Origin of the sequence: Enhygromyxa salina (assembly GCF_002994635.1) — a bacterium.
Lineage (GTDB): Bacteria > Myxococcota_A > Polyangia > Nannocystales > Nannocystaceae > Plesiocystis > Plesiocystis salina_B.
The window spans coordinates 152,546-172,202 of record NZ_PVNL01000147.1; the positions used below are offsets into that span (position 1 = coordinate 152,546).

Below are 19,657 nucleotides of genomic sequence, written 5' to 3' on the forward strand. Positions count from 1 at the left end.
CCCAGTATGGCACAGCCCTTCGTCAATCGCACGCCGGGCGACAGCCACCTCGAGCTTCGCCTACAGACCTCCGCCGTCGTCGATCGGACCGTCGAACTCGTCGGGGTCGTATCCGTAGGGATCGACCTCCTCGAGCACGCTCTTGTCGAGGACCAAGCTAGCCTGTCCAGGCCCGAGGATGTCGAGCAAGCTGCCCATCGGCTCCGACTCGAGCTTGTTGAGGAATCGATCCGCTGCGAGGCGAATGGCCGCTTCGGTCAGCGTCGAGGTCTCGCCGGTGTACTGGTGGAGCGAGTCGAACATGGCGGACTTGGTGTCCAGCGCCAGCCTCGCCTCCTCGACAATCTTCAGCGCCAACGAGGCCCAGCCCGCCTGAAACTGAGGGGTAGCGAGCATCGTGGACAGCTTGACCGAACCACCGTCGTCGGCCTTCCAGTTGAACGGGCTATGGCGATTGACCGCCTCTGGCATCAGGCCCTCGGCAGCATAAAAGCCGGCCGAGAATGCATCGGTCAAGAAGTGGCCGGCGCCGGCCTCCTGGCCGTGTGCGTCATCGAACATCGCCGCCTGGAGATCGAGGGTTTGGTTCGTGTCGCCCGAGAAGAAGGCGGACTCGAGGGCTATCTCATGATAGTAGCGGTAGGCTTGGGCGCCGTTTTGTGGCCCGCTGGCCGGGCTGTCTCGGACCTTCCTTCCGCGCGACCGATTGATGTCGTCTTCGGTCGCGTTGAGGAAATGGGTTTGGTTGTCGGCCATCAATTTCGTGAAGCCATTCTCCGCCTCCTCGACCGCCTGTTTGTCGATGCGAAGATACTGCGCGCGGGTCATTTTGTTGTGGACCTTGACGTCCCGAACGAAGCTGAGCATGTTTCGCCCTCGAGTCGTTTGGGCTAGCCGCTTCATCTCGTCGAAGGATGCGAAGTAGTCTCCAACCATTGCCACGATGTCGCCGTAGGTCAACGTGTAGGGGGGCTGGTAGGAGAGCGTCACGACCTGGCTGGCGGTGGCTTCATCCCCGATCTTCTTGTGCTCGTCAGATAGGTAGTACTTGGGCTCGAGCGCGGAACGTGGCCGCGCCATCAGGCGCGACACCGGCGCTCCTTCGACGAACCTGTCAGCCGCGGAATTGGCCTCGGACTCTAGCGCGAAGGTCGACCCGATGCCTTGGAGCCCAGGGCCAGCCGAGCGGTTCTGGACGACGTGGGCGAGCTCGTGACCGAGATAGTGGCGGTCCTCATCCGAGCTCATGCGGAGCTCGGACGAGCGAAGGTGGATGTCTGCACCGAGCGTCGCCGCGGGAGTGCCCGGACCGTCGAGCGTACTCGAGTTCGTCATCACGCGTACGTCTGCGAAGCTCTGGCCGAACAGCTGCTCTGCGTGAGAACGAATCGGTGCTGGCAGACGTCCACTTCCCATGACCGAAGGGCCATTTGCGCTCCACGGACGGCGGTTGTGCTGACGTTTTGTGCTGTCTCCACGGCGAGCTTTGTGCTCGAGGGGCGCGAACATCAATGCATGATGCGGGGACGATCATGCCTGTCAAGCCGCAGACGTCGAGGGACTGCGATCGTTAGCCGAGAAGCCCGTCGCCAGTACAGGCCGGTAATTCTGCGAGTGTCGACTCGTCCGACGGAGTGCGCTGCGAACCGTTCACAAGGACGGCTCGCAGCTTTAGTTACTCGTAACGCTGTGGGTCCGGGGCGTGGGTGCGGACGGACGCCTGCGCCACGGTGCGCGTCACGCTCAGCGGCGGCGGTCCTCCTTGGGCGTGCCCGACTCGAGGTCGGCGAGCGCTGGGGTCGAGGCGCCGAGCAGCAGTCACGAACAGGGCGGGGACGAGGCGTCCGAGCTTGATCGACATCATCATACCCGTCAGTCCCGCTTGGGGAGCAAGGCGAATACGGTGGCGCACAGCCGCCTGTCGTAGCTCATCGTCCGCTGCGATCACTCCGGCTGCGCCAGCAGGATCGCCCCTCGCAACCCGCTAGTCGAGCCGGTCATCAGCAGCGCTCGCGACCCGAGCGCGTAGCCGCGCGCCCACGAGCGCACCGACAGCACGCCAAACAGCGCGCCACTGGCCGCCCCCACGTCGCCCCAGCAGTCGACCGGTGCCTCGTAGCTGGACGAACCAAACGCCTCGGGCGCGCGCAGGGCCACGAAGCCCCACTCTTCGCTGCGGTACCGCTCGCCGTTGATGTCACTGAAGATCATGCCCGCTGCCTCGGCTGGCAGCCGCAGCCCCGCGAGCGCGCCGAGCACCGAATCGCAGCGGTCCCGGATTCATACGACCTCGCCGCTCACGGCCAGGTCTCGACGCAGTACGCCGCGTTGACCAGCACGTCGGTGACCGGCACGTTCGTGAACTCGACGTTCATGAACGGGACAGTGTGCACGGGGACGCTGGCGATCGCGTCGCGCACCTCGAGCCCGTCGATCACCACACCGAACACCGCGTACAGACCGTCGAGATCAGGCTGAGCGCCGTCTGTGATGTACCACTGCGACTCGGCGGTGTCGGGCTCCTCCCTGCGCGCCATGGCGATCGCGCCGTCGACGTGAATCAGCGCCGGATCCAGCTCGAGCGGGATCGGGCCCATGGTCGTCTTGACCTCCAAGCCTGGCGTGTAGCCGCCGCCCTGGATCACGAAGCCGTCGATCACCCGGTGGAAGATCGTGCCGTCGTAGAAGCCAGCGCTGACATAGCTGATGAAGTTCTCGACGGTGATCGGCGCGCGCACGCGATCGAGCTGGACGACCATCGTGCCAAGGCTGGTGTCGAGCACGACGATCGGATTGTCGACCATGCACGCCTGCGCGGTCTCGGTGTCGGTCCCGGTCTCCGTGTCGGTGGTGGACGGGTCCGCAGTGCCAGACTCCGCAGTGCCAGACTCCGAGTCACCGGTGGTGCCGGTCTCGCCCGACTCGCCGGCCGGATCGGTGCCACACCCAAGACACCACACGAGAGCAACAGCCACGAACCGTCCGCGCGTCATCCCACGAGCCTAACCCCGCCGCCGCGGGGAGTCGACCGGCTGGGTTTCGAACTCGCCCGCTCGGGGTATGCTCTGCGCGATGTCCCAACCGGCACCAAAGAGCTCGCGGATCCGCGACCTCCTGACCAAGCCGATCCGGCTGCCGCAGTGGTTCGCCGGTCGCCCCTCGGCCGGTGATCCCCGCGTGTTCTCGTTCAACGACGAGCGCGAGTCAGTCGTCAACGAGGTCGCGGCGCGGGTCGTCGCGCAGTGTCTTGGCGCTCGCCTCGAGCTGCTGATCAACGACAGCGCCCACCGGGAGATCGAGCGGCTCGAGAAGCAGCGCGACGACGAGGCCCGCGAGTGGCTGGGGTTCTGGCGCACGGTGGTCCGCAAGCTCGCGCGCATGAGCGAGACGGAGCGGCACGAGACCCTGCGCCAGATCGTCGAGCCCATGGCCCGCGACGTGGCCGGCAACTTCGACCCCCGGGTGTATCGCTTCGCCCAGCAGGTGATCCCCGGCCTGATCGCGGGCGTCATGAACCCCAAGCAGCTCATGGTCGACGCCGCCAGCGTGCGCAAGCTCGGGGCCGAGCGACTGGTCAGCTTGACCGGGCACCTCGACGAGATGCACGCGCTCTCGCAGATCGGCACGGTCGTCGTGGTCCCGACCCACTCGTCCAACCTCGACTCGCTGGCGATCGGCGAGAGCCTGGCCCGCGAGAACCTACCGCCGGTCGTGTACGGCGCAGGCAAGAACCTGTTCACCAACCCGATCATCTCGTTCTTCATGCACAACCTGGGCGCCTACCGGATCGATCGGCGCATCAAGTCGCAGATCTACAAGCAGGTGCTCAAGACCTACTCGTGCGTGATGATCGAGCGCGGGTACCACTCGCTGTTCTTCCCCGGCGGGACCCGCAGCCGCTCGGGCATGCTCGAGGGTCGGCTCAAGCTCGGCCTGGCCGGGACCGCGGTCGAGGCCTACGCACGCAACGCGATCCGGGCCAAGAGCCGCGGCGAGGCCCCCCGGCCGATCTTCTTCGTGCCCGTGACGATCAACTACGCGCTGGTGCTCGAGGCCGAGAGCCTGGTCGAGGACTACCTCAAAGAGAAGGGCCAGGCCCGCTACATCATCGAGGACGACGAGTTCTCGCAGCTGGATCGCTGGCTCGCGTTCTTCCGCCGGCTGACCAGCTACGGGGCCGCGTGTGTGCTGCGCTACGGTCCGGCGATCGATCCCTTCGGCAACCGCGTCGATCCCCAGGGCCGCTCGCTCGCGCCGGACGGGCGGGTGATCGATCCGGTCAGCTACGTGACCCACCGCGGCGAGCCCGTGCTCGACCCGGCCCGCGACGCCGCCTACACCCGCGATCTCGGCCGCGAGCTGGTCGAGCACTACCGGCGCGAGACCGTGATCATGACCACCCAGCTGGTCGCCCACGTGTTGTTTCGCAAGCTCGTCCGCGAGACCCCCGGCGTGGATCTGTTCGGCCGCGTGCGTCGGCGCGGCGAGATCACCTGGGCCCACGCGGAGTACGTGACCAGCTACCGCGAGACCCTCGATCGCCTGCGCGCGCTGCAGGACCAGGGCGAGGTCCACATCAATTCCTACCTCGAGACCGACAGCGCCGAGCGCTCGCTCGAGCGGGCCCTCGAGGCCTGGGACGGCTACCACACCCGCACCATGGCGCGCATCACCGACGGACAGATCGTGATCGAAGATCCTGCGCTGCTGCTCTACTACCAAAACCGGCTGGTGCCGTTCGCCGAGCGGATCGCGGGCGAGGGCGACGAACGAGCCGCGATCGAGATCGCGGCGCTGGCGGGGGCGCTGTGATGTCCGGTGTCGCAACCTCCAGCGACCCCGGATCTGACGGCGAGCGTCCGCTTGTCGCCGTGCTCGGCGGCGGGCCGTTTGGGCTCGCGCTGGCCAAGGCCGCGGCGCGCACCGGTCAGGTGTTGCTGCTCAGCCGCCGCGACCCTGGCCTGCAGCTCGACAATGTTCGCGTGACCGCGGACCTCGCCCAGCTCGCGGACGCCGAGCTGATCTTCATGGCCGTGCCTTCGCGCTACGCCAAGGAGGCCCTGCGCGACGCGGGCCACCACCTCGACGGCCGCCACCTGCTGGTCCACGTCAGCCGCGGGTTGCTCGACGACGAGCTGCGGACCATGAGCCACCTGCTGCGCTCGGTCACCCCGTGCCGACGCGTCGGCGCGCTCGCGGGGCCGATCAGCGTCGACGTGCTGACCAACGCCTCGCCGGGCGGCGGGGTGGTCGGCAGCGAATTCCCCGAGGTCGCCGAGGCCGTGCGCGGGGCCCTGGGCGGGCCAACCCTGCGGATCTACGACAGCATCGATCTGCGCGGGGTCGAGCTCGCGGCCGCGCTCACCGGCTTGCTGCTGTTCACGATCGGCTTCGCCCAGCGGATCGGGTTTGGGCCGGCCACGATCGCGACCGTGACCACGCGCGGGGTCGCCGAGGTCAGCCGGATCGGCACCGCGCTCGGGGCCCGCTCCGACACCTTTGGCGGGCTGGCCTGCTTTGGCGATCTGCTCGCGGCCGTGGCCGGCAGCGATCGCCCCGAGCTCGAGCTGGGCCGGGCGCTGGCCGAGGGCGCGACCCCCAACGCGGCCCTGCTGCGCGCGGGCGGCAACATCGAGGGCATCGAGGTCGCGCGCCGGGTCTCGACCTTCGGCACCCGGCGAAAGATCGAGACGCCGCTCGCCGACGTGATCGCGAAGATGGTCGGCGGTGAGCTGAGCGCGTCGCAGGCCGTGCGCACGCTGATGGGACGCGACGTTGGCAGCGAGTAGGCCGTGGCTGCTGGCGCTCGCCCTGGCGGGGCTGCCGAGCGTGGTCGAGGCCGCCCCCGCCCCCGCCAGCACCACCGGCCAGCAACCCGAGCGCGTGATCCCGCCAGGTCGCGAAGACGCCGCGCGCGAGCTCCTGCGGCCCGTGCTCGACCAGACCCCCGCACAGCTGAGCTGGCTGGGTCCGCAGATCGAGGTCGACCGCATCAAGTGGTGGCTGATGCGTGGCGACTCAGCGCAGGTGATCCTCGTGCTCGCGCCGCGCGAGCTGGCCGTCGCCGACGAGCCGCTCAGTCACAGCTTTGCGATTCAGGTCGCGTGGGCGCCGTCCGCAGGGTCCCCCAGCGCGGTCGAGCGCGAGCTGGTCGACGCCGCCATCGCGTCGGTCCAGGCCCGCGACACCGGGCAGTTCTATCTGGTGTTGCTCGACGTGTTCTCCGCCGATGGATCGCAGCAACCCCTGCCCTACCTGGCCAAGCCCGCGGACGACCCGGCCCACGTCCACCGCGTGTGGGCGCTGAAGCTGGCCGGGGTTGGCCTGCTGTGGTTGTTCGCGCTGGGCGTTGCGATTCGTGGCCGCGGCCGTGGACGCCGGAAAGCTTGAGCGCGCTCGCTCAGCCCTGTTGCGTGCACTGCTGGTCTTACCTCGCTGCCAACGAGCGCTCCGGTATATAAAGGCGTGCGAGCGGGTCAGAGCCTGCCCCGAGCTGAAACCCACCATGTCTATTCGACGAACGCCTCTATTCACGTGTGTCTGCCTGCTCGCCAGCGCGTGCGCGGCCGAACCCGAGGGACGCGACAGCGACACCGCCGTCGCCACCCTCGAGTCCGGCATGTCCGAGACCGAGACGAGCGCAGAGTCGAGCAGCGGGGTCGAGTCCGGCGGAAAGCTCGACTTGCCCGAGGACCACGACCTGCCCAGCGCGACCACGGGCGAGTGTGCGGCCGAGACCATCGACCCCGAGCTCAGCTCGATCCCGGTCGACATCTTACTGGTCGTCGACACCTCGAACTCGATGGGCTCGGCGATCATGGCGGTCGAGGCCAGCATCAACGTCGACTTTGCCCAGATCCTCGCCGACAGCGGCGTCGACTATCGGCTGATCGTGCTGGGCGCCCACTCCAACAGCCAGGTACCGATCTGTATCTCGTCGCCGCTGTCCAACACCGACTGCAACCCGCCGCCGCCCGCCCCGGCGATCAACGCCACCTACAAGCACTACGACGCCGAGACCGGATCGGGGGCGTTCCTCGCCAGCATCCTCGGCTGGTACGCGACCCCCGACAAGCACAACCTCGCTCCCGGCGGCTACCAGGACTTCCTGCGCCCCGAGGCCCGCAAGGTGTTTCTGGGCATGACCGACGGCACCAGCGCCTCGGGCAACACCGACGACGGCACCAGCTTCGACGCGCAATTGCTCGGTCTGATGCCCTCGGCGTTCGGGACCCCCGGCGATCGTCAGTATGTGTTTCACCTGATCGTGCAGATGCCCGCCAACACACCCGCGGATCAGCCGTGGTTGTTCGACGATCCAATTCAGGGTCAGGGTGGCTCGCTTCAGCAAGTCGCGATCACCACCGGTGGATGGCGATTCCCGCTGTCCGAGACCGACAGCTTCAATGTCCTGTTTCAGGAGATCGCCGAGGACGTCGTTGCGACCACGCCGGTCGCCTGCGCGTTCCCGATCCCCGTGCCCGACATGGGTGAGATCGACCCGGACACGATCGAGATCGACTACTATCCCGGGGGCCAGCCCCCGCCGATCGCGTTTCACCAGGTCGTGGATCTGGCCGCGTGCGAGCCCGAGGCGTTCTATATCGCCAACGACACCGTGCAGCTGTGCCCGGAGGTCTGCGCGCTGGTCCAGGCTGACATGGCCGCGCAGCTCGACGTTCGCTATGGCTGCGACGTCGGCTTCGATCCGGCTGGCTGAGCCCTTGGGTGCTGCGACCGGGCGATCACTCGTGCACGTGCACGGGTATGCGCTCGCGCGCGCAGGCAGGATCCCGCTCGCCGCACTTGGCCGCCAGGTGCGGCTGATCATCGGGCTCGCGATGGACAAAGTACGCGTCCATCGCCGCCTGTGCCCGCGGATCCCCCAACGCCTGCAGCGCCAACCCCTGCGTGCGCAGCAACGCTGCATCGCGCGGCCGCAGAGCCAGCGCCGCCGAGGCGACCTCGAGCGCGCGACGGTGCAGGCCCGCGCTCCCGCACGCCGTCGCAAGCTCGGCCGCCAGCTTCGGAGATCCCGGGCTGGCCGCCAGCGCCCGCTCGAGGTGCGGCACGGCCTGCGCCCACCGCCAGACCTGAGCCAGCGCGCGGCCGCGAAGCAGGTGCGGGTAGGGATGCCCAGGGGCGAGCTTGGCCACGCGGTCGGCGAGCGCGAGCGCCTCGTCGACCCGACCCTGACGCGCCGCCACGGCCCCGAGCGCGGCGAGGATCCGGGCCTCGGCGTTGTCGCGCTCGGCCGGCGGCAACCCGGCTCGCGCGAGCGCAGCCTCGGCGGCGGCGAGCGCCTCACGGGCCTCGGGCAGCCGCTCTTGAACCTGATGGTAGAGCGCCATGCCCAGCTCCCACAGCCGCTCGTGATCCGGCCGCGCCTGCGGTTCCGTACCGCCAGACAAGCTCAGCGCAGCCCGGGACACCTCGGTGACCGGCAGCTCGACGCAGGGGTCCAGGCGCTGCCCGATCAGCTTCGCGGTCGCTTGCAAGAACGCCTGGCCCCGCTCGGTCTGCGACTGCTTGCAGGTCTGATCCGCGAGCTCGAGCGTGCGACTGCGGTGCAGCAGCTGGGCCTCGACCCGCAGCGGACCAACCGCGCCGGGCGGGAGCTGCACGGCGTAGCGCACGACCACCGCATCGCGTGGGCCCACGGTCTGGTCAAACGCGACAGCGCGCAGCCGCTCGACCTCACGCGCGTCGACCAGCTTCCCGTCCTCGTCGACGACGCCCGTGCGCAACCGGTGAACCTCGCCGTGGGTCTCGTCGAGCGTGGCGATCACGTTGCCGCCCGCGTCGAGCACCTGCAGGGCGATCCAGGTGTCCTGAGCGTCCCGCGTGCCGCCTGGGAACCGGTGACCCACGGCGAGGTTGCGGACCACCAGATCCACGACCATGCGCCCGCCCGCGTCGCCGAGCGCGTCAGGATCGGCGCCGTGACCAAGCAGGTGACGCTGCCCACCCAGCTCGATCGCCGCGATGTCGACGCTCGCGACCCCGCGCAGAAACGCCTGGATCCGCGCGAGCGTGCTCGCGTCCCCGCGCATCGCCGCCAGGTAGGTGTGCCCGCCCAGGAACCGGTGCGATCGCAGCTGCCCCTGCTCATCGATCGCCGGGTCGGTGGCGTTGTCGACCGTCTCGCGCGGCATGTGGCAGTCGGCGCAGTGTTTCTCGGCGATCGGGGTGTCGAACCGCAGCTTGTTGCCGGCGTAGCTCGAGTCTTGCCATGGCCCCGGCTCGTCGGTGCCGCCGAGGTGGTGCGGGTGGCCGGTCGCGACCCCAATGAACGCGCGATGGCAGGCGCTGCACTGCTCGCGGGCCGGCCCCATCGCGCTGCGGTGTCGCTCGATGCTGGCCTCGTCGTCGAGCTCCGGGATCGGGATCTGCTCGGACGAGAGGGTGTAGCTGCCGTTGCCGTCTCGCGTGGAGCTGGCGACCCCGTGACAGCTGACGCAGCCGACCCCAACGTGGGCACGCGGCTCGCTGGTTGCGATGTCCGCGTCCATGTCCCCATCGACGAGCAGCGCGGGATCGTGGCAGCCCGCGCAGAACCGGCTGCGGGCGCCGCCCTGGTCTTGCTCGCGAAACCGATCGATCGACACCCGGTAGATCGGGTTGTTGAAGCTGGCGAACGAGTGCGCGCTGATCCGCCACTGCGCGGCGATCTCCTCGTGGCAGCTGGCGCAGTTGTCGTAGTCGGCCACCTGCGCGCCAGTCGGTGGGTGCTCGCCAGCCGCGATCGCCGTCAGCGAGGGCGCAAATCGAGTCGGCGCGGCGTGGACGAAGGGCGCGACGATCGGTCGCTCGGCGTCCGCGACCGGCGGCTCACCGTCTATCGCGGATCGAGGCTGCTCGGGATCCGGTCGATCACGTGGCTCCTCGATCGGCGCCTGATGACAGCCGATCGCTAGCGTCAAGCCAGCCACCGGAACCCACGTGAACCGTCGGACGCCCGTCATGTCGTGCCCTCAGCCCCGCCGTCGGCGGATCAAGCCGGCCAGACCCAGCAGCCCAAACACCCCGACCGCGCCAGCGCCCCAGCGATTGTCCTGGGTCGTCGAGCAGTGGGCGCAGCCGCCCTCGTTGGCGCCCGTGGTGCCATGCGTGACGGCTCGCTCGCGCTTGGCCGCGTGCGGGACCTTGGCTGGCTCGACCGCACCGTCGAGCCCGAGCTCATTGTGGGCCGCCGCGGTCACGAAGCTGTCGAGCTTGGCGTCGCGCTGCACGAACGCGAGGTCACGCGCGACCTGCATGCCGTCGCCCTCCGCCTGGTGGTTGGCCGGCGGTCCGCCCCAGCGGCCGAACTGCGGGTTGGCGCAGGCCACTGGCCCGTCCCAGTAGTGGCGAATGATGTACCGAGCCTGAAAGTTGTCCTCGCCGTACTCGGCCGGCCGTGAGCTGCGCTCGAGCACGCCATCTTCTTGCATGAATTCCCGGCCACCGACGATCGCCGGGGCCTCTTGAAAGATCAGATCTTCGCCGAGCGAGGTCTTGTCGTAGCGCGCGTGCAAGCGGGTGAGCGTGAACTCCGAGGACACGCTCCACTCGTCGGTGAGGTTGCCCTGCTCGTCAAAGTAGCGGGTCATGCTCGGGAGCACGTCGGCCCCGAGCACCCGCAGCTCCTGACCGCTCAGCGCAGGCACGGGGCAGGGATCGCAGCTCGACGCGGACCACGAGTACTCGGTGATCACCGCCTGGGGATTCTTTGCCAGGGTGTGATCGAACAACGACGCGTAAAACTGCCCAAAGCGATCGCGGGTCTCGTCCTTGACGTCGAGGTTGGTCGGGATCGTGACGTTCTCGTAGTTGGCGACCTCGTAGCGCTTGTGCATGCCCAGGATGTGCACCAGCAGGTCCTGGTCGCCGCTGCTGTTGATCAGCCCCAGGCGCACGGGCAGGCTGAATTGATCGGTGTCGTAGTGAAAGCGCAGCGGCGAGAGCATCGCCTGGCCCTGCTCGTTGAACGCCACCTTTTTTGCATCCACCTTGGCGACGAAGAACTTCATGCCAGACTGGACATAGGGCTCGAGCACCGGGGCCGCGCCCTCGGGGATCTCGTAGCCGTTGTCGTGCAGCCAGGCGTCGAGGCCCGTCGAGTCCTTGGCCCCGAGCACCACGATCTCGTACTCCCCCACGGTGAACTCGGCCTCGATCGTGACCCCGTAGTCCGCCGACTCAGCCGCGGCATCGGGCATTGCCGCCACGCTCTTCTTGCTGCGGCCGCCCCGACTCTTGTACTTGTACACTGGCGGCTCGTAGCAGGGATCTTCCTCCCAATACTCGACCAGGCGCGGAGCCGCGAGCTGATCGACCCGATCGAAGACCTCGCGCTCGAGCGTCTTGACGTCGTCCTCGCCGAGCACGACAGGCACCGGAACGACCATCGCAAAGTTCTCGGGCGGGCCTTGATAGTTGTTCTGCATGGCCAGGACGGTGCGCGTACCGTCGCGCATCATCACCACCATCGTTGCGTTGTTATAGAGCTGCGTGTCGGCACCCGCGACGTAGAACCCGCAAAATGCCTCGGCAGAGGGGGGCGCGCTGAGCAGGGCGAGCGCGCCAAGTGAGAGACAGATACACAGCGAGCCAAGGCCGCCTCGCCAGCGGGGGAGTTTGCGTTCGAACAGGGTCATGGTGACGGGTCCTCGTGGAGTCAGTGTTGGTCGCGGCGGCGGACGCCTGCGAGAGCCAAGAGCGCGAGCAGCCCCATGCCGATCGAGCCGAGCCCGCCCGCGGGCGTCTCGCCGAGCGCACAACGGCAGCCCCCGCGGGCAGCTTGCTGTGGATCGCTCGCGGTGGTCTCGGGACCGACCGCGGGCGCCTGCGGGGGCGTCGCGTCGCTCGCCGGGGGTGCATCGGGCGCAGGTTGGGCCCCGAGTTGCTCACCCCACTGGCCCGACGACCCCTCGACCGCGGTCGCCGTCAGCCCCAGCAGCGCCTGTGAGTCCTTGGTCACGAAGCTGCCCAGCGACGCCTGGCGGTCGACGGTGGTGAGCTCGCGCGCGACCTTGGGTTGCGGCTTGCCCTGCGGATCCGAGGGTGGCCCGCCCCAGATCCCGGGCTGCGGATCATTGCACGCGATCGCCCCGGTCCACGGGTGGCGGATGATGTAGCGGGCCTGGAATTGATTGTCGGAGGCGGGCTGGGTGCCGCGCTCGAGCTGGCCGTCGTTCTGCATGAATTCACGGCCGCCCGCGATCGCCGGGGCCTCTTCGAACACCAGATCCTCCCCGAGCGAGCTCTGGTCGTAGCGCGCGTGCAGGCGGGTCAGCACGAACTCGCTGGGCACGCTCCACTCGAGATCCGGGTCGATCTGCTTGCCGTCGAGCCGGCCCGCGTAGGCCGGGAGCACGTCGGCGCCGAGCGTGACGAGCTCGGCGAGGGTCAGGGCCGGCTCCGGGCAGGGATCACAGGTGCTGGCCGACCACGCATACTCGGTGACCACGGCCTTGGGATGCTGCTCGAGGGTGTGATCGAACAACGACACATAAAAGTGCGCGAAGCGATCACGGACCGCGTCCTTGACCTCCAAGTTGGTCGGGATCGGGACATTCGGGTAGTTGGCGACCTGGTAGCGCTTGCCCCGGGCGAGCACGTGGACCAGCAGATCTTGGGCGCCCGCCTGATCAGCGGCGCCGCCCTGGCCGTCCGGCGGCGCGTTGATCAACCCCAGGCGGATCGGCAGCGCGAACTGGTCGCTGTCGTAGTGAAAGCGCAGCGGGGACAGCAGCGCCCGCTTGCTGCCGTCGGGCCGCCGCGCAAACTCGACCTTGCTGGCGTCGACCTTGGCGACGAAGAACTTCATGCCGTCTTGCACATACGGTCGCAGCAGTGGCTCGGCGCCGGCCGGGATCTGGTAGTCGTTGTCGCGCAGCCACGAGTCGAGCCCAGTCGAGTCCGAGGCCGACAAGATCACGATCTCGTACTCGGCGACGGTGAACTGGGCCTCGATCTGAACCCCGTACGCCTGGGCGCCCTCCGGCTCGGCCATCGAGGTCGGCGCGCCGCCTGGCACCCCGCCCGAGCGCCGCCTGTGCTCGCCCCAGGGCTTGCACGGGTCCTGCTCCCAGTACTCGACGAGACGCGGGGCGGAGAGCTTGTCGACCCGATCGAACACCGCCTTGGGCAGGGTCTTGACGTTCTCTTCGCTGAGCACGACGGGCACGGGCACGACCAGCGCGAAGTCGCTGACCGGACCTTGATACTCGTTTTGCATCGACAGCACGGTGCGCTTGCCGTCGCGCATCAACACGACCATGGTCGCGCCGTTGAACAGCTGTGAGTCGGCGCCCGCGACATAGAAGCCACAAAAGGCCTGGGCCTCCGGCGGGGCGCCAGTCAGCAGGCCGAGCCCGAGCGCGGCCGCGCCAAGCAACATGAGGGTGCGAGTCCGAGTGATCATTGGATACCTGCGTTCTTGCGGCGACGCCGAGCTGCGAGCCCAAGCACGCCGAGCCCGAGCATGCCAGCAACGCCCGCGGGCTCAACCGGGGCGCTGGCGCTGCACGAGCAGCCCTTCTTCTGCTCCGCCTTCGCGGCTCGCTCGGCGGCCTTGACCGTGTGCTTGGGTCGCTCGTCGGCCGGCGGCTCACCAGCGAGCTGCAGGGCCGCGTGCGCGGAGTGGGTCACGAAGCTTGCGAGCTTGGCGTCACGTGGCTCGAACGCGAGCTGCTGGGCGACCATCGGCTCGCCGCCCGACCCGTGACCGCTCGGCGGTCCGCCCCACTGATCCCACAGCGGCCGCAGGCAGCGGACCGCTTGATCCCAGTAGTGCAGGATCACGTAGCGGCCCTGAAAGCTGTTCCAGTCGCCGCCCTCGTGCGGCCGCGGGTCGATCTCGCCGTTGTGGGGCATGCCCTGCCCGCCCGTCAGCCCGCCAGCCTGCTCGAACACGAGGTCCTCGCCGAGCGTGTCCTTGCCGTAGCGAGCGTGCAGGCGGGTGAGCACGAACTCGCCCTGGATCTTCCAGCTCACCTCGTGGTTGGGATCGAGCTGGCCTTGCTCGTCAAAGCCCTCGGCGTAGCGCGGGAGCACGTCGGCGCCCAGCACGATCAGCTCCTCGGTGCTCAGGGCAGGTTCGGGGCACGGGTCACAGCTCGAGGCCGACCACGCGTACTCGGTGACCACCGCCTTCGGGTTCTGCGCGAGGGTGTGATCGAACAGCGACACATAGAACTGCCCGAAGTGATCGCGGACCTCGTCCTTGACGATCAGGTTGGTCGGGATCGTGACGTTGGGGTAGTTGGCGACCTGATAGCGGGTCTGCGGGGCCAGCACGTGGACCAGCAGATCCTGCGGGCCTTGGGCGTTGATCAGCCCCAGGCGAACAGGCAGCGAGAAGTCCGGGGAGTCGTAGTGGAACCGCAGCGGCGAGAGCATCGCCCGCTTGCTGCCGTCGGGCTTGGTCTCGAACTGGACCTTCTCGACGTCGACCTTGGCGACGAAGAACTTCATGCCGCCCTCCACGTAAGGGGCGAGCAAGGGCTCGGCGCCAGCGGGGATGTTGTACTCGTTCCCGCGCAGCCAGGTGTCGAGGCCGGTCGAGTCCTCGGCTGACAAGATCACCACCTCGTACTCGCCGACCACGAACTCCGCTTCAATCGTCACGCCGAAGTCGCCGGGCGCGGCCGACATCACGTCTGCTACTTTGCTGTCGTCGAACCTGAGTCGGCGTTGCTCGAGCTGACGGCGGCGAGCCTCGCATGGATCTTGCTCCCAGTACTCGACCAGGCGCGGGGCCGCGAGCTTGTCGACGTGATCGAACACCTCGCGCGGGAGCGTCTTGACGTCGCCCTCTCGCAGCACCACGGGCACCGGGATCACCAGGGCGAAGTCCTCGGGCGGGCCCTGGTAGTCGTTTTGCATCGACAGCACGGTCCGCTGGCCATCGCGCATCATGACGACCATGGTTGCGTCATTGAACAGCTTGGCGTCGGCGCCCGCGACATAGAAACCGCAGAAGCCCTCGGCCAGCTGCGGGGTGCCGAGCCACGCCCCCACGCCAATTGCGAGGGTCGTGGTCAGGGTCAGGAGCTTCAGTCGGTCGCGCATGATGTACCTGTCGGGTTCGCCGGCCACGGGACCATATCAGCAGGCCGAACAACCCGAGGTCGCCGTCGCTGTACAGCGCGGCGGCTGAGCGTGACGTGGCGAGCGTGAGCTGGGCGCTTCATGATCAGGCGGCGGGTCGCGTGAGCATCGCACTTCATCGCGCCCAGGTGGGATCAAAGTCGCCGCGGCCGTGTGCTTGCGTCAGCGAAACGTGGTCGCGCTCGGACAGCGAAGCGCGTCCTCGAACGCCGAGAGCACCGCGGCGAGTCGCTGCGCGAGCTGGTCGTTCGAGAGCCGCCCACGACCCCGACGCATGCGAGCCTCGAGCAGCGGCTTGACGGCGTCGAGGGTCGCGCCGTACTGCTCGATGATCACGCGGATCTCAGGCCTGGCGCGGTCGACCTCCCCGGCCAGCTGCCACGCGCGAGCCAGCGCGTCGTGAGGCTCGTCGAGGTTCGCCCGGATCGCCGCCGCCTCGTTGACAAATTGCGCGCACGCGCGCGGCAGGTGGTGAAGCTCGGGCGCAGGCTCCAGACTCGGTTGGACCTCATCGACGTGACCGAGCATTCGGGCGTGGAACGACGAAGTCAGCGCGATGCAGACCAGCCACAGCATCGGCAAGATGACGATGCTGGCGTCGGTGCCACACGAGGAGTGCAGTCCAACTTTACACACCGCCAGAATCCAGCTCGGCACCGACGTACCCAGCACCCACGCGGTGGAGATCAGCACCTTACCGGCCGGGCTGATGACCGCGCGATCGTGTCGCTCGAGTTCGGTCGAGCTCACGGCGTCCCCCGATCATCGGTGACGTGCGTGGCCTGTGGGCCCACGATGACGGCCCCGTCACCGACACCAAAATCGACGCAGTTCGAGGCCAGCCACAGCACCGCGCCCGAGAGGTCGCTGGTCGCCCCGCCTCGCCACTCGCTGTCGAGCGTCTGGTAGCGCAGCCACCAACCTGCGGGGATCTCGACCGATCGCTCGGTGTGTCCGGGGATCGTCGACCCGCTCGCGGGTGCGTCGGTGAACGCGGGGGTGAACACGTAGTCGATCGGCTCGGCGCACAGGTTGGCCAGGCGCAGCTCCACATGGTTCGCGCCGTCTTCGTTGGCGCCCCACCGCTCGGGCGCGTCGTCGTGATCGATCGTGAGCGCGCGCGGGTCGGGGCCGCTGGGCCAGCTGTGCGCGTCGCCCTCGAGCTCCCAGTGGATCGCAAACCGGGTCAGCCCGCGCTCGAGCAGATCAACGCTGACTGTGAGGGTGTCGCACTCGGGCGAGACCTCCATCTGCCCGTGTTCGACGGTGGTCACGGCGGCCCCGAGCCAGCGGTCGCCGTCCCACAGGTGCAGCCAGTCGCCCTTCACGACCACCTGGGTCTGGATCGTGTGGGCGTCGAGCGCCCGCCGTGGCGCCTGGACCTCGTCTGGCGCGGCGCTGGGACCGAACGCGTAGTCCAGCTCGACGGCGCACGCGTTGCGCAGCTCGATCTGTGTGACCTCGACGTCGGGCCCGTCGAGCTCGGCGTCGATCCACGAGGCGACGTCTGTCGCGGCGACCATCGCAGCGGGTGCGAAGCGATGCTTGGCGAGCTTCGAGGCGGGTGCCGAGCCTGCGCCGTCGCCCATGTCGACCACTGTCGGCAGCTCGGATACATCGACGACCCCGTTGGGCTTGGCGCTGCGGCTGCTATCGAGCGAGGTCTCGGCCGTCAGCGCTGCCGCGCCCGCGACCTCGACCTCGACCTGATGCCGAGCTCGGGTCGCGCCAGCGTGGGTGCAGCCGCTCGAGCCGATCGCGGCGAGGCCCAACCACAGCCCGGTAACGAGTGAAATACGGGTGAACGTGGCCGACCAGGTCGCTCTCATCGTGTGGCCGGCACAAACGGACGTCGGCCTGGACTGTTCCTAATAAAACGAGCCCGGAGACCAAGGGCCTCCGGGCTCGCCGGGGGAGGACACGAACTCAGCCGGCCGCGCTGTCGTCGTGGCCGCGCTTGGCGTCGCGCTTGCCGTGCTTGCCGCCGCGCTTGCCGTGGTGCTTGCCGCCGCGCTTGCCGGTCAGCGCGTGCACGCCGTGCGCCTCGATCTCGGCCGCGACGATCGCCCGCTGGGCCGGCGTGAGGATCTGGTGGACCTCGCTCACGACCGCGCCGAGCTGCTGAACACGGTCGCCCTTGCGCGCCATGTGGTCGGTCTTCATCTCGCTCATCGCCTGCCGCAGCGCGGCGGCGTCCAGCGTGTCGGCTCGGAACGCGTCGGCGACCGGCTTGAAGTCGGGCTTGTCATCCGCGGCGTCTTCACGCTGGTCACGACGGGCCTCGTGGGCGCGCTCGAAGGTCGCGGTCAGCTGCGTCTTCTGATCGTCGGTGCAGGTCACCTTCTCGCAGAACCCATCCACCTTGTGGGCCAGCCGCTCGCTGGGGTCGGGCTTGTCGGCTCGCTCGGAGCTGTCGTCGTGGCGCTTGTCCTGCTTGCCGTGCTTGCCGTGCTTGCCGCGCTTGCCGTGCTTGCCCCCGTGACCGCCGAAGAACATCCCACCGCGGGTCTCGAGCTTGTCCGCCAGCTTGCTCCGCTGCTCGGGCGTCAGGATCCCGTGCAGCTCGGTGGCGAACGCGATCATCTGATCCGCGCGCCCGGTGTCGTCGCGCTCGGGCTTGGCGCGCTCGAGCACCGAGGGGTCGAAGCTGTCGGCCGCGAACGCGCTGGCGATCGCCTTGTTGGCCTCGGCGCGGGCGGCCTTGTGTGCCTCACGGGCGGCGGGGTCGCGATCCTGACCGCGAGCTTCATGGCGACTGGCGAACAGCTCGCTGACCTGGGCGGCTTGAGCCTCGCTGCACTCGACCTGTGCGCAGAGCTTCTCGGCTGCAAATTTCGCACGGTCACCGCGCTTACCGTGGTGACCGTCATGCTTGTCGTTGGAACTGTCCTCGTCGAGTTCAGCGGCGCGGTCTTCGGCGACCGGCTCCTCGCCAACATCACAGGCGAAGGTGAACAACATCGAGGCGGCGAACAGGAGCGAGATGGGCTTGGTCATGGCGAAGGGAACCCTAGCCGCAGTTCCGCGGCAATTGCGTCACGTCGCCGCTCGATTCTCGTAAAGCTCATGCAAAGCCGGTGACGATCTGACAAGTCTACCTGCTCGGCGGGCAGTCGCGAACGAGCTGCAGGCACTCCAAACCCGGCGAGAAGAATTCATGGTCATGCAGCACACACGCAGGCTTCGCGCGAGCAAATTGAGCCGTTTCGGCTGCGCACCCGGCCGAATTCCTGCTACCCATGGGTTGTGAACGCGCGCCGCTTCTCGTACCTGCTGTCGACCGTCATCGCTGCGGTCGTGCTCTTGATCGCGTCGCCAGCCCAGGCCGGCAAGCAGGCCACGCTGGCCAACCCGCCGCCCGCCATGCGACCGGGCCAGACCAGCTCGGTCCACGAGATCGGGGTCAGCTTCAACGGCAACTTCAACCCGGACGCGTTCATGCCCACGTTCAACTGGCGCTTCCACCTGCCGAACACCGGGCGGGTCGGCCAGCTCAGCGGGTTGTTCATGGGCTTCAATGCGGGGCCCGCGGTCAGCTTCCACGGCAACGGGCGCGGGTACTACCACCGGGGCGGCTACGGTCGCGGCGACCGAGACTTCTACCGCGCGGTGTGGGGTCGCGCTGGGTTCGAGCTCGGCTACGAGATCGACCCCTGGTCGAACCTCGCCCTGACCTTCTCCCCCACGGTCCACAACGACTTCCACTTCTCGCCCCACTTCTTCCAGTTCGAGCAGACCTTCGGGCCCACGATCCGGCTCTACATCGAGCGGCACTGGGTGTTCTACTTCGAGCCGGGCTTCATCGGCTGGAACGTGTGGACCGACGGCCGCAACAACACTGGCGCGTGGCTCTCGGTCCGCGGCGGCGTGGGGTTCGCGTACAAGTTTTAGCCCGCCAACCAGTTTGAATTCACGACGCCAGGCACATCTGGGGCCGCTCCTGCCGTCGGCGACTTCGATCCGAGCGACGCGCGCTCGGGGCTGAGGATCTGGTCTTGCTGAGCCTCGCGCAGGACGGCGCCTGAGTCGTCCAGGCTCAGCGCTTGGCCTCTTCGGCGTCCTCGACCCAGTGCTCGACGTACTGGGCGATGCGCAAGGCCTCGGTCACGGACTTGCGCATCGCCGGCGGCGACGGTGCTCTGAGGGCGTGACAGATCAGAGGGCGGCGAGCTTGGCCCGCAGCTCGTCGATCGAGCCGGAGGTCAAGTCCTTGTTCTCGGCCTCCGCGAGGGCGGCGAGGATCAGCTTCTTCTTTTCCTGGCGCTCGGCCTCGAGAACGGCCGCGTCGCGTTCGGCCATGAGGACCGAGATCACGTGCTTGACGACCTCGAAGGCCACGCTGAGCCGCTCTTCGGGCTCACTGGCCGGTTTCACGAAGGAGACCTCGCCGGCCGCCTGGATCTCCCGGTGCAGGCCGCGAGCGATCTCGTCCAGGTTGACCTTGCTCTTGCCGCCCTCGCTGGTCAGCGGCAGGACCCACAGGTCCTCCATGGTCAGGAGGCCCTTCGAGGACTCGAAGCGGATCCGGAGGCGGGAGGCTCGTTCGAAGATGTTGGACATG

16 protein-coding genes are annotated in these 19,657 nt (G+C 68.3%); 5 read left to right on the forward strand and 11 right to left on the reverse strand.

Going from position 1 to position 19,657, the window contains the following annotated elements; all coding sequences use genetic code 11:
- Positions 1-60: 60 nt before the first annotated feature.
- From ENSA7_RS40465 to ENSA7_RS40475, 3 genes are all read right to left on the reverse strand, one after another.
- Positions 61-1,509: an eCIS core domain-containing protein gene (locus tag ENSA7_RS40465; RefSeq protein ID WP_106094787.1), complete on the reverse strand. Its 1,449-nt coding sequence runs from the start codon at positions 1,507-1,509 to the stop codon at positions 61-63.
- Between the two features lie 435 nt (positions 1,510-1,944).
- Positions 1,945-2,259, reverse strand: coding sequence for a hypothetical protein (locus ENSA7_RS40470; RefSeq protein ID WP_106094788.1), 315 nt, complete (start codon positions 2,257-2,259; stop codon positions 1,945-1,947).
- Between the two features lie 38 nt (positions 2,260-2,297).
- Positions 2,298-2,993: a peptidylprolyl isomerase gene (locus tag ENSA7_RS40475; protein ID WP_106094789.1), complete on the reverse strand. Its 696-nt coding sequence runs from the start codon at positions 2,991-2,993 to the stop codon at positions 2,298-2,300.
- A gap of 79 nt (positions 2,994-3,072) precedes the next feature.
- Between ENSA7_RS40475 and ENSA7_RS40480 the strand changes: the two genes are divergently transcribed.
- The 4 genes from ENSA7_RS40480 (at position 3,073) to ENSA7_RS40495 (ending at position 7,720) form a co-directional block, all read left to right on the forward strand.
- Positions 3,073-4,812: a 1-acyl-sn-glycerol-3-phosphate acyltransferase gene (locus ENSA7_RS40480; protein WP_181234607.1), complete on the forward strand. Its 1,740-nt coding sequence runs from the start codon at positions 3,073-3,075 to the stop codon at positions 4,810-4,812.
- Positions 4,812-5,789, forward strand: coding sequence for an NAD(P)-binding domain-containing protein (locus ENSA7_RS40485; RefSeq protein ID WP_106094791.1), 978 nt, complete (start codon positions 4,812-4,814; stop codon positions 5,787-5,789). The genes ENSA7_RS40480 and ENSA7_RS40485 overlap by 1 nt, the downstream gene beginning before the upstream one ends.
- Positions 5,776-6,390: a hypothetical protein gene (locus ENSA7_RS40490; protein ID WP_146158712.1), complete on the forward strand. Its 615-nt coding sequence runs from the start codon at positions 5,776-5,778 to the stop codon at positions 6,388-6,390. Before ENSA7_RS40485 ends, ENSA7_RS40490 begins: the two co-directional genes overlap by 14 nt.
- A 115-nt stretch (positions 6,391-6,505) precedes the next feature.
- A complete protein-coding gene (locus tag ENSA7_RS40495; protein WP_146158713.1) occupies positions 6,506-7,720 on the forward strand; it encodes a vWA domain-containing protein in 1,215 nt (404 codons plus the stop codon).
- 25 nt (positions 7,721-7,745) lie between these two features.
- Here ENSA7_RS40495 and ENSA7_RS40500 read toward each other — a convergent pair whose 3' ends face one another.
- From ENSA7_RS40500 to ENSA7_RS40530, 7 genes are all read right to left on the reverse strand, one after another.
- Entirely contained in the window at positions 7,746-9,965 is a 2,220-nt protein-coding gene (locus tag ENSA7_RS40500) for a multiheme c-type cytochrome (protein ID WP_106094794.1), read from the reverse strand.
- A 9-nt stretch (positions 9,966-9,974) separates the two neighbouring features.
- Complete coding sequence (locus ENSA7_RS40505) at positions 9,975-11,639, reverse strand: DUF2330 domain-containing protein (RefSeq protein WP_106094795.1); 1,665 nt, start codon at positions 11,637-11,639, stop codon at positions 9,975-9,977.
- A 20-nt stretch (positions 11,640-11,659) separates the two neighbouring features.
- Positions 11,660-13,408: a DUF2330 domain-containing protein gene (locus ENSA7_RS40510; RefSeq protein WP_244924072.1), complete on the reverse strand. Its 1,749-nt coding sequence runs from the start codon at positions 13,406-13,408 to the stop codon at positions 11,660-11,662.
- Positions 13,405-15,057, reverse strand: a complete 1,653-nt coding sequence (locus tag ENSA7_RS40515) for a DUF2330 domain-containing protein (protein WP_106094898.1) — start codon at positions 15,055-15,057, stop codon at positions 13,405-13,407. Before ENSA7_RS40515 ends, ENSA7_RS40510 begins: the two co-directional genes overlap by 4 nt.
- 201 nt (positions 15,058-15,258) lie before the next feature.
- Positions 15,259-15,846 carry a hypothetical protein gene (locus ENSA7_RS40520; RefSeq protein ID WP_106094796.1) on the reverse strand — a complete coding sequence of 196 codons (588 nt, stop codon included), beginning with the start codon at positions 15,844-15,846 and terminating at the stop codon, positions 15,259-15,261.
- A complete protein-coding gene (locus ENSA7_RS40525; RefSeq protein ID WP_146158714.1) occupies positions 15,843-16,925 on the reverse strand; it encodes a hypothetical protein in 1,083 nt (360 codons plus the stop codon). The genes ENSA7_RS40520 and ENSA7_RS40525 overlap by 4 nt, the downstream gene beginning before the upstream one ends.
- 97 nt (positions 16,926-17,022) lie before the next feature.
- The gene (locus ENSA7_RS40530) at positions 17,023-18,093 is read right to left on the reverse strand and encodes a Spy/CpxP family protein refolding chaperone (RefSeq protein ID WP_106094798.1); all 1,071 of its coding nucleotides are present in this window, start codon (positions 18,091-18,093) and stop codon (positions 17,023-17,025) included.
- Positions 18,094-18,342: 249 nt separating this feature from the next.
- Here ENSA7_RS40530 and ENSA7_RS40535 point away from each other — a divergent pair, with 249 nt between their 5' ends.
- Positions 18,343-18,987, forward strand: a complete 645-nt coding sequence (locus ENSA7_RS40535) for a hypothetical protein (protein ID WP_244924073.1) — start codon at positions 18,343-18,345, stop codon at positions 18,985-18,987.
- A 264-nt stretch (positions 18,988-19,251) separates the two neighbouring features.
- On the opposite strand, the gene ENSA7_RS40540 is transcribed toward ENSA7_RS40535, so the two are convergent.
- A complete protein-coding gene (locus ENSA7_RS40540) occupies positions 19,252-19,656 on the reverse strand; it encodes a hypothetical protein (RefSeq protein ID WP_106094799.1) in 405 nt (134 codons plus the stop codon).
- Position 19,657 lies beyond the last annotated feature (1 nt).

Bases quoted from the DNA above. Each gene is read 5' to 3' on its own strand.
- ENSA7_RS40465 (WP_106094787.1), bottom strand. From the start codon at position 1,509: ATGTTCGCGCCCCTCGAGCACAAAGCTCGCCGTGGAGACAGCACAAAA.
- ENSA7_RS40475 (WP_106094789.1), bottom strand. From the start codon at position 2,993: ATGACGCGCGGACGGTTCGTGGCTGTTGCTCTCGTGTGGTGTCTTGGG.
- ENSA7_RS40480 (WP_181234607.1), top strand. From the start codon at position 3,073: ATGTCCCAACCGGCACCAAAGAGCTCGCGGATCCGCGACCTCCTGACC.
- ENSA7_RS40485 (WP_106094791.1), top strand. From the start codon at position 4,812: ATGTCCGGTGTCGCAACCTCCAGCGACCCCGGATCTGACGGCGAGCGT.
- ENSA7_RS40495 (WP_146158713.1), top strand. From the start codon at position 6,506: ATGTCTATTCGACGAACGCCTCTATTCACGTGTGTCTGCCTGCTCGCC.
- ENSA7_RS40500 (WP_106094794.1), bottom strand. From the start codon at position 9,965: ATGACGGGCGTCCGACGGTTCACGTGGGTTCCGGTGGCTGGCTTGACG.
- ENSA7_RS40505 (WP_106094795.1), bottom strand. From the start codon at position 11,639: ATGACCCTGTTCGAACGCAAACTCCCCCGCTGGCGAGGCGGCCTTGGC.
- ENSA7_RS40510 (WP_244924072.1), bottom strand. From the start codon at position 13,408: ATGATCACTCGGACTCGCACCCTCATGTTGCTTGGCGCGGCCGCGCTC.
- ENSA7_RS40515 (WP_106094898.1), bottom strand. From the start codon at position 15,057: ATGCGCGACCGACTGAAGCTCCTGACCCTGACCACGACCCTCGCAATT.
- ENSA7_RS40525 (WP_146158714.1), bottom strand. From the start codon at position 16,925: ATGAGAGCGACCTGGTCGGCCACGTTCACCCGTATTTCACTCGTTACC.
- ENSA7_RS40530 (WP_106094798.1), bottom strand. From the start codon at position 18,093: ATGACCAAGCCCATCTCGCTCCTGTTCGCCGCCTCGATGTTGTTCACC.
- ENSA7_RS40540 (WP_106094799.1), bottom strand. From the start codon at position 19,656: ATGTCCAACATCTTCGAACGAGCCTCCCGCCTCCGGATCCGCTTCGAG.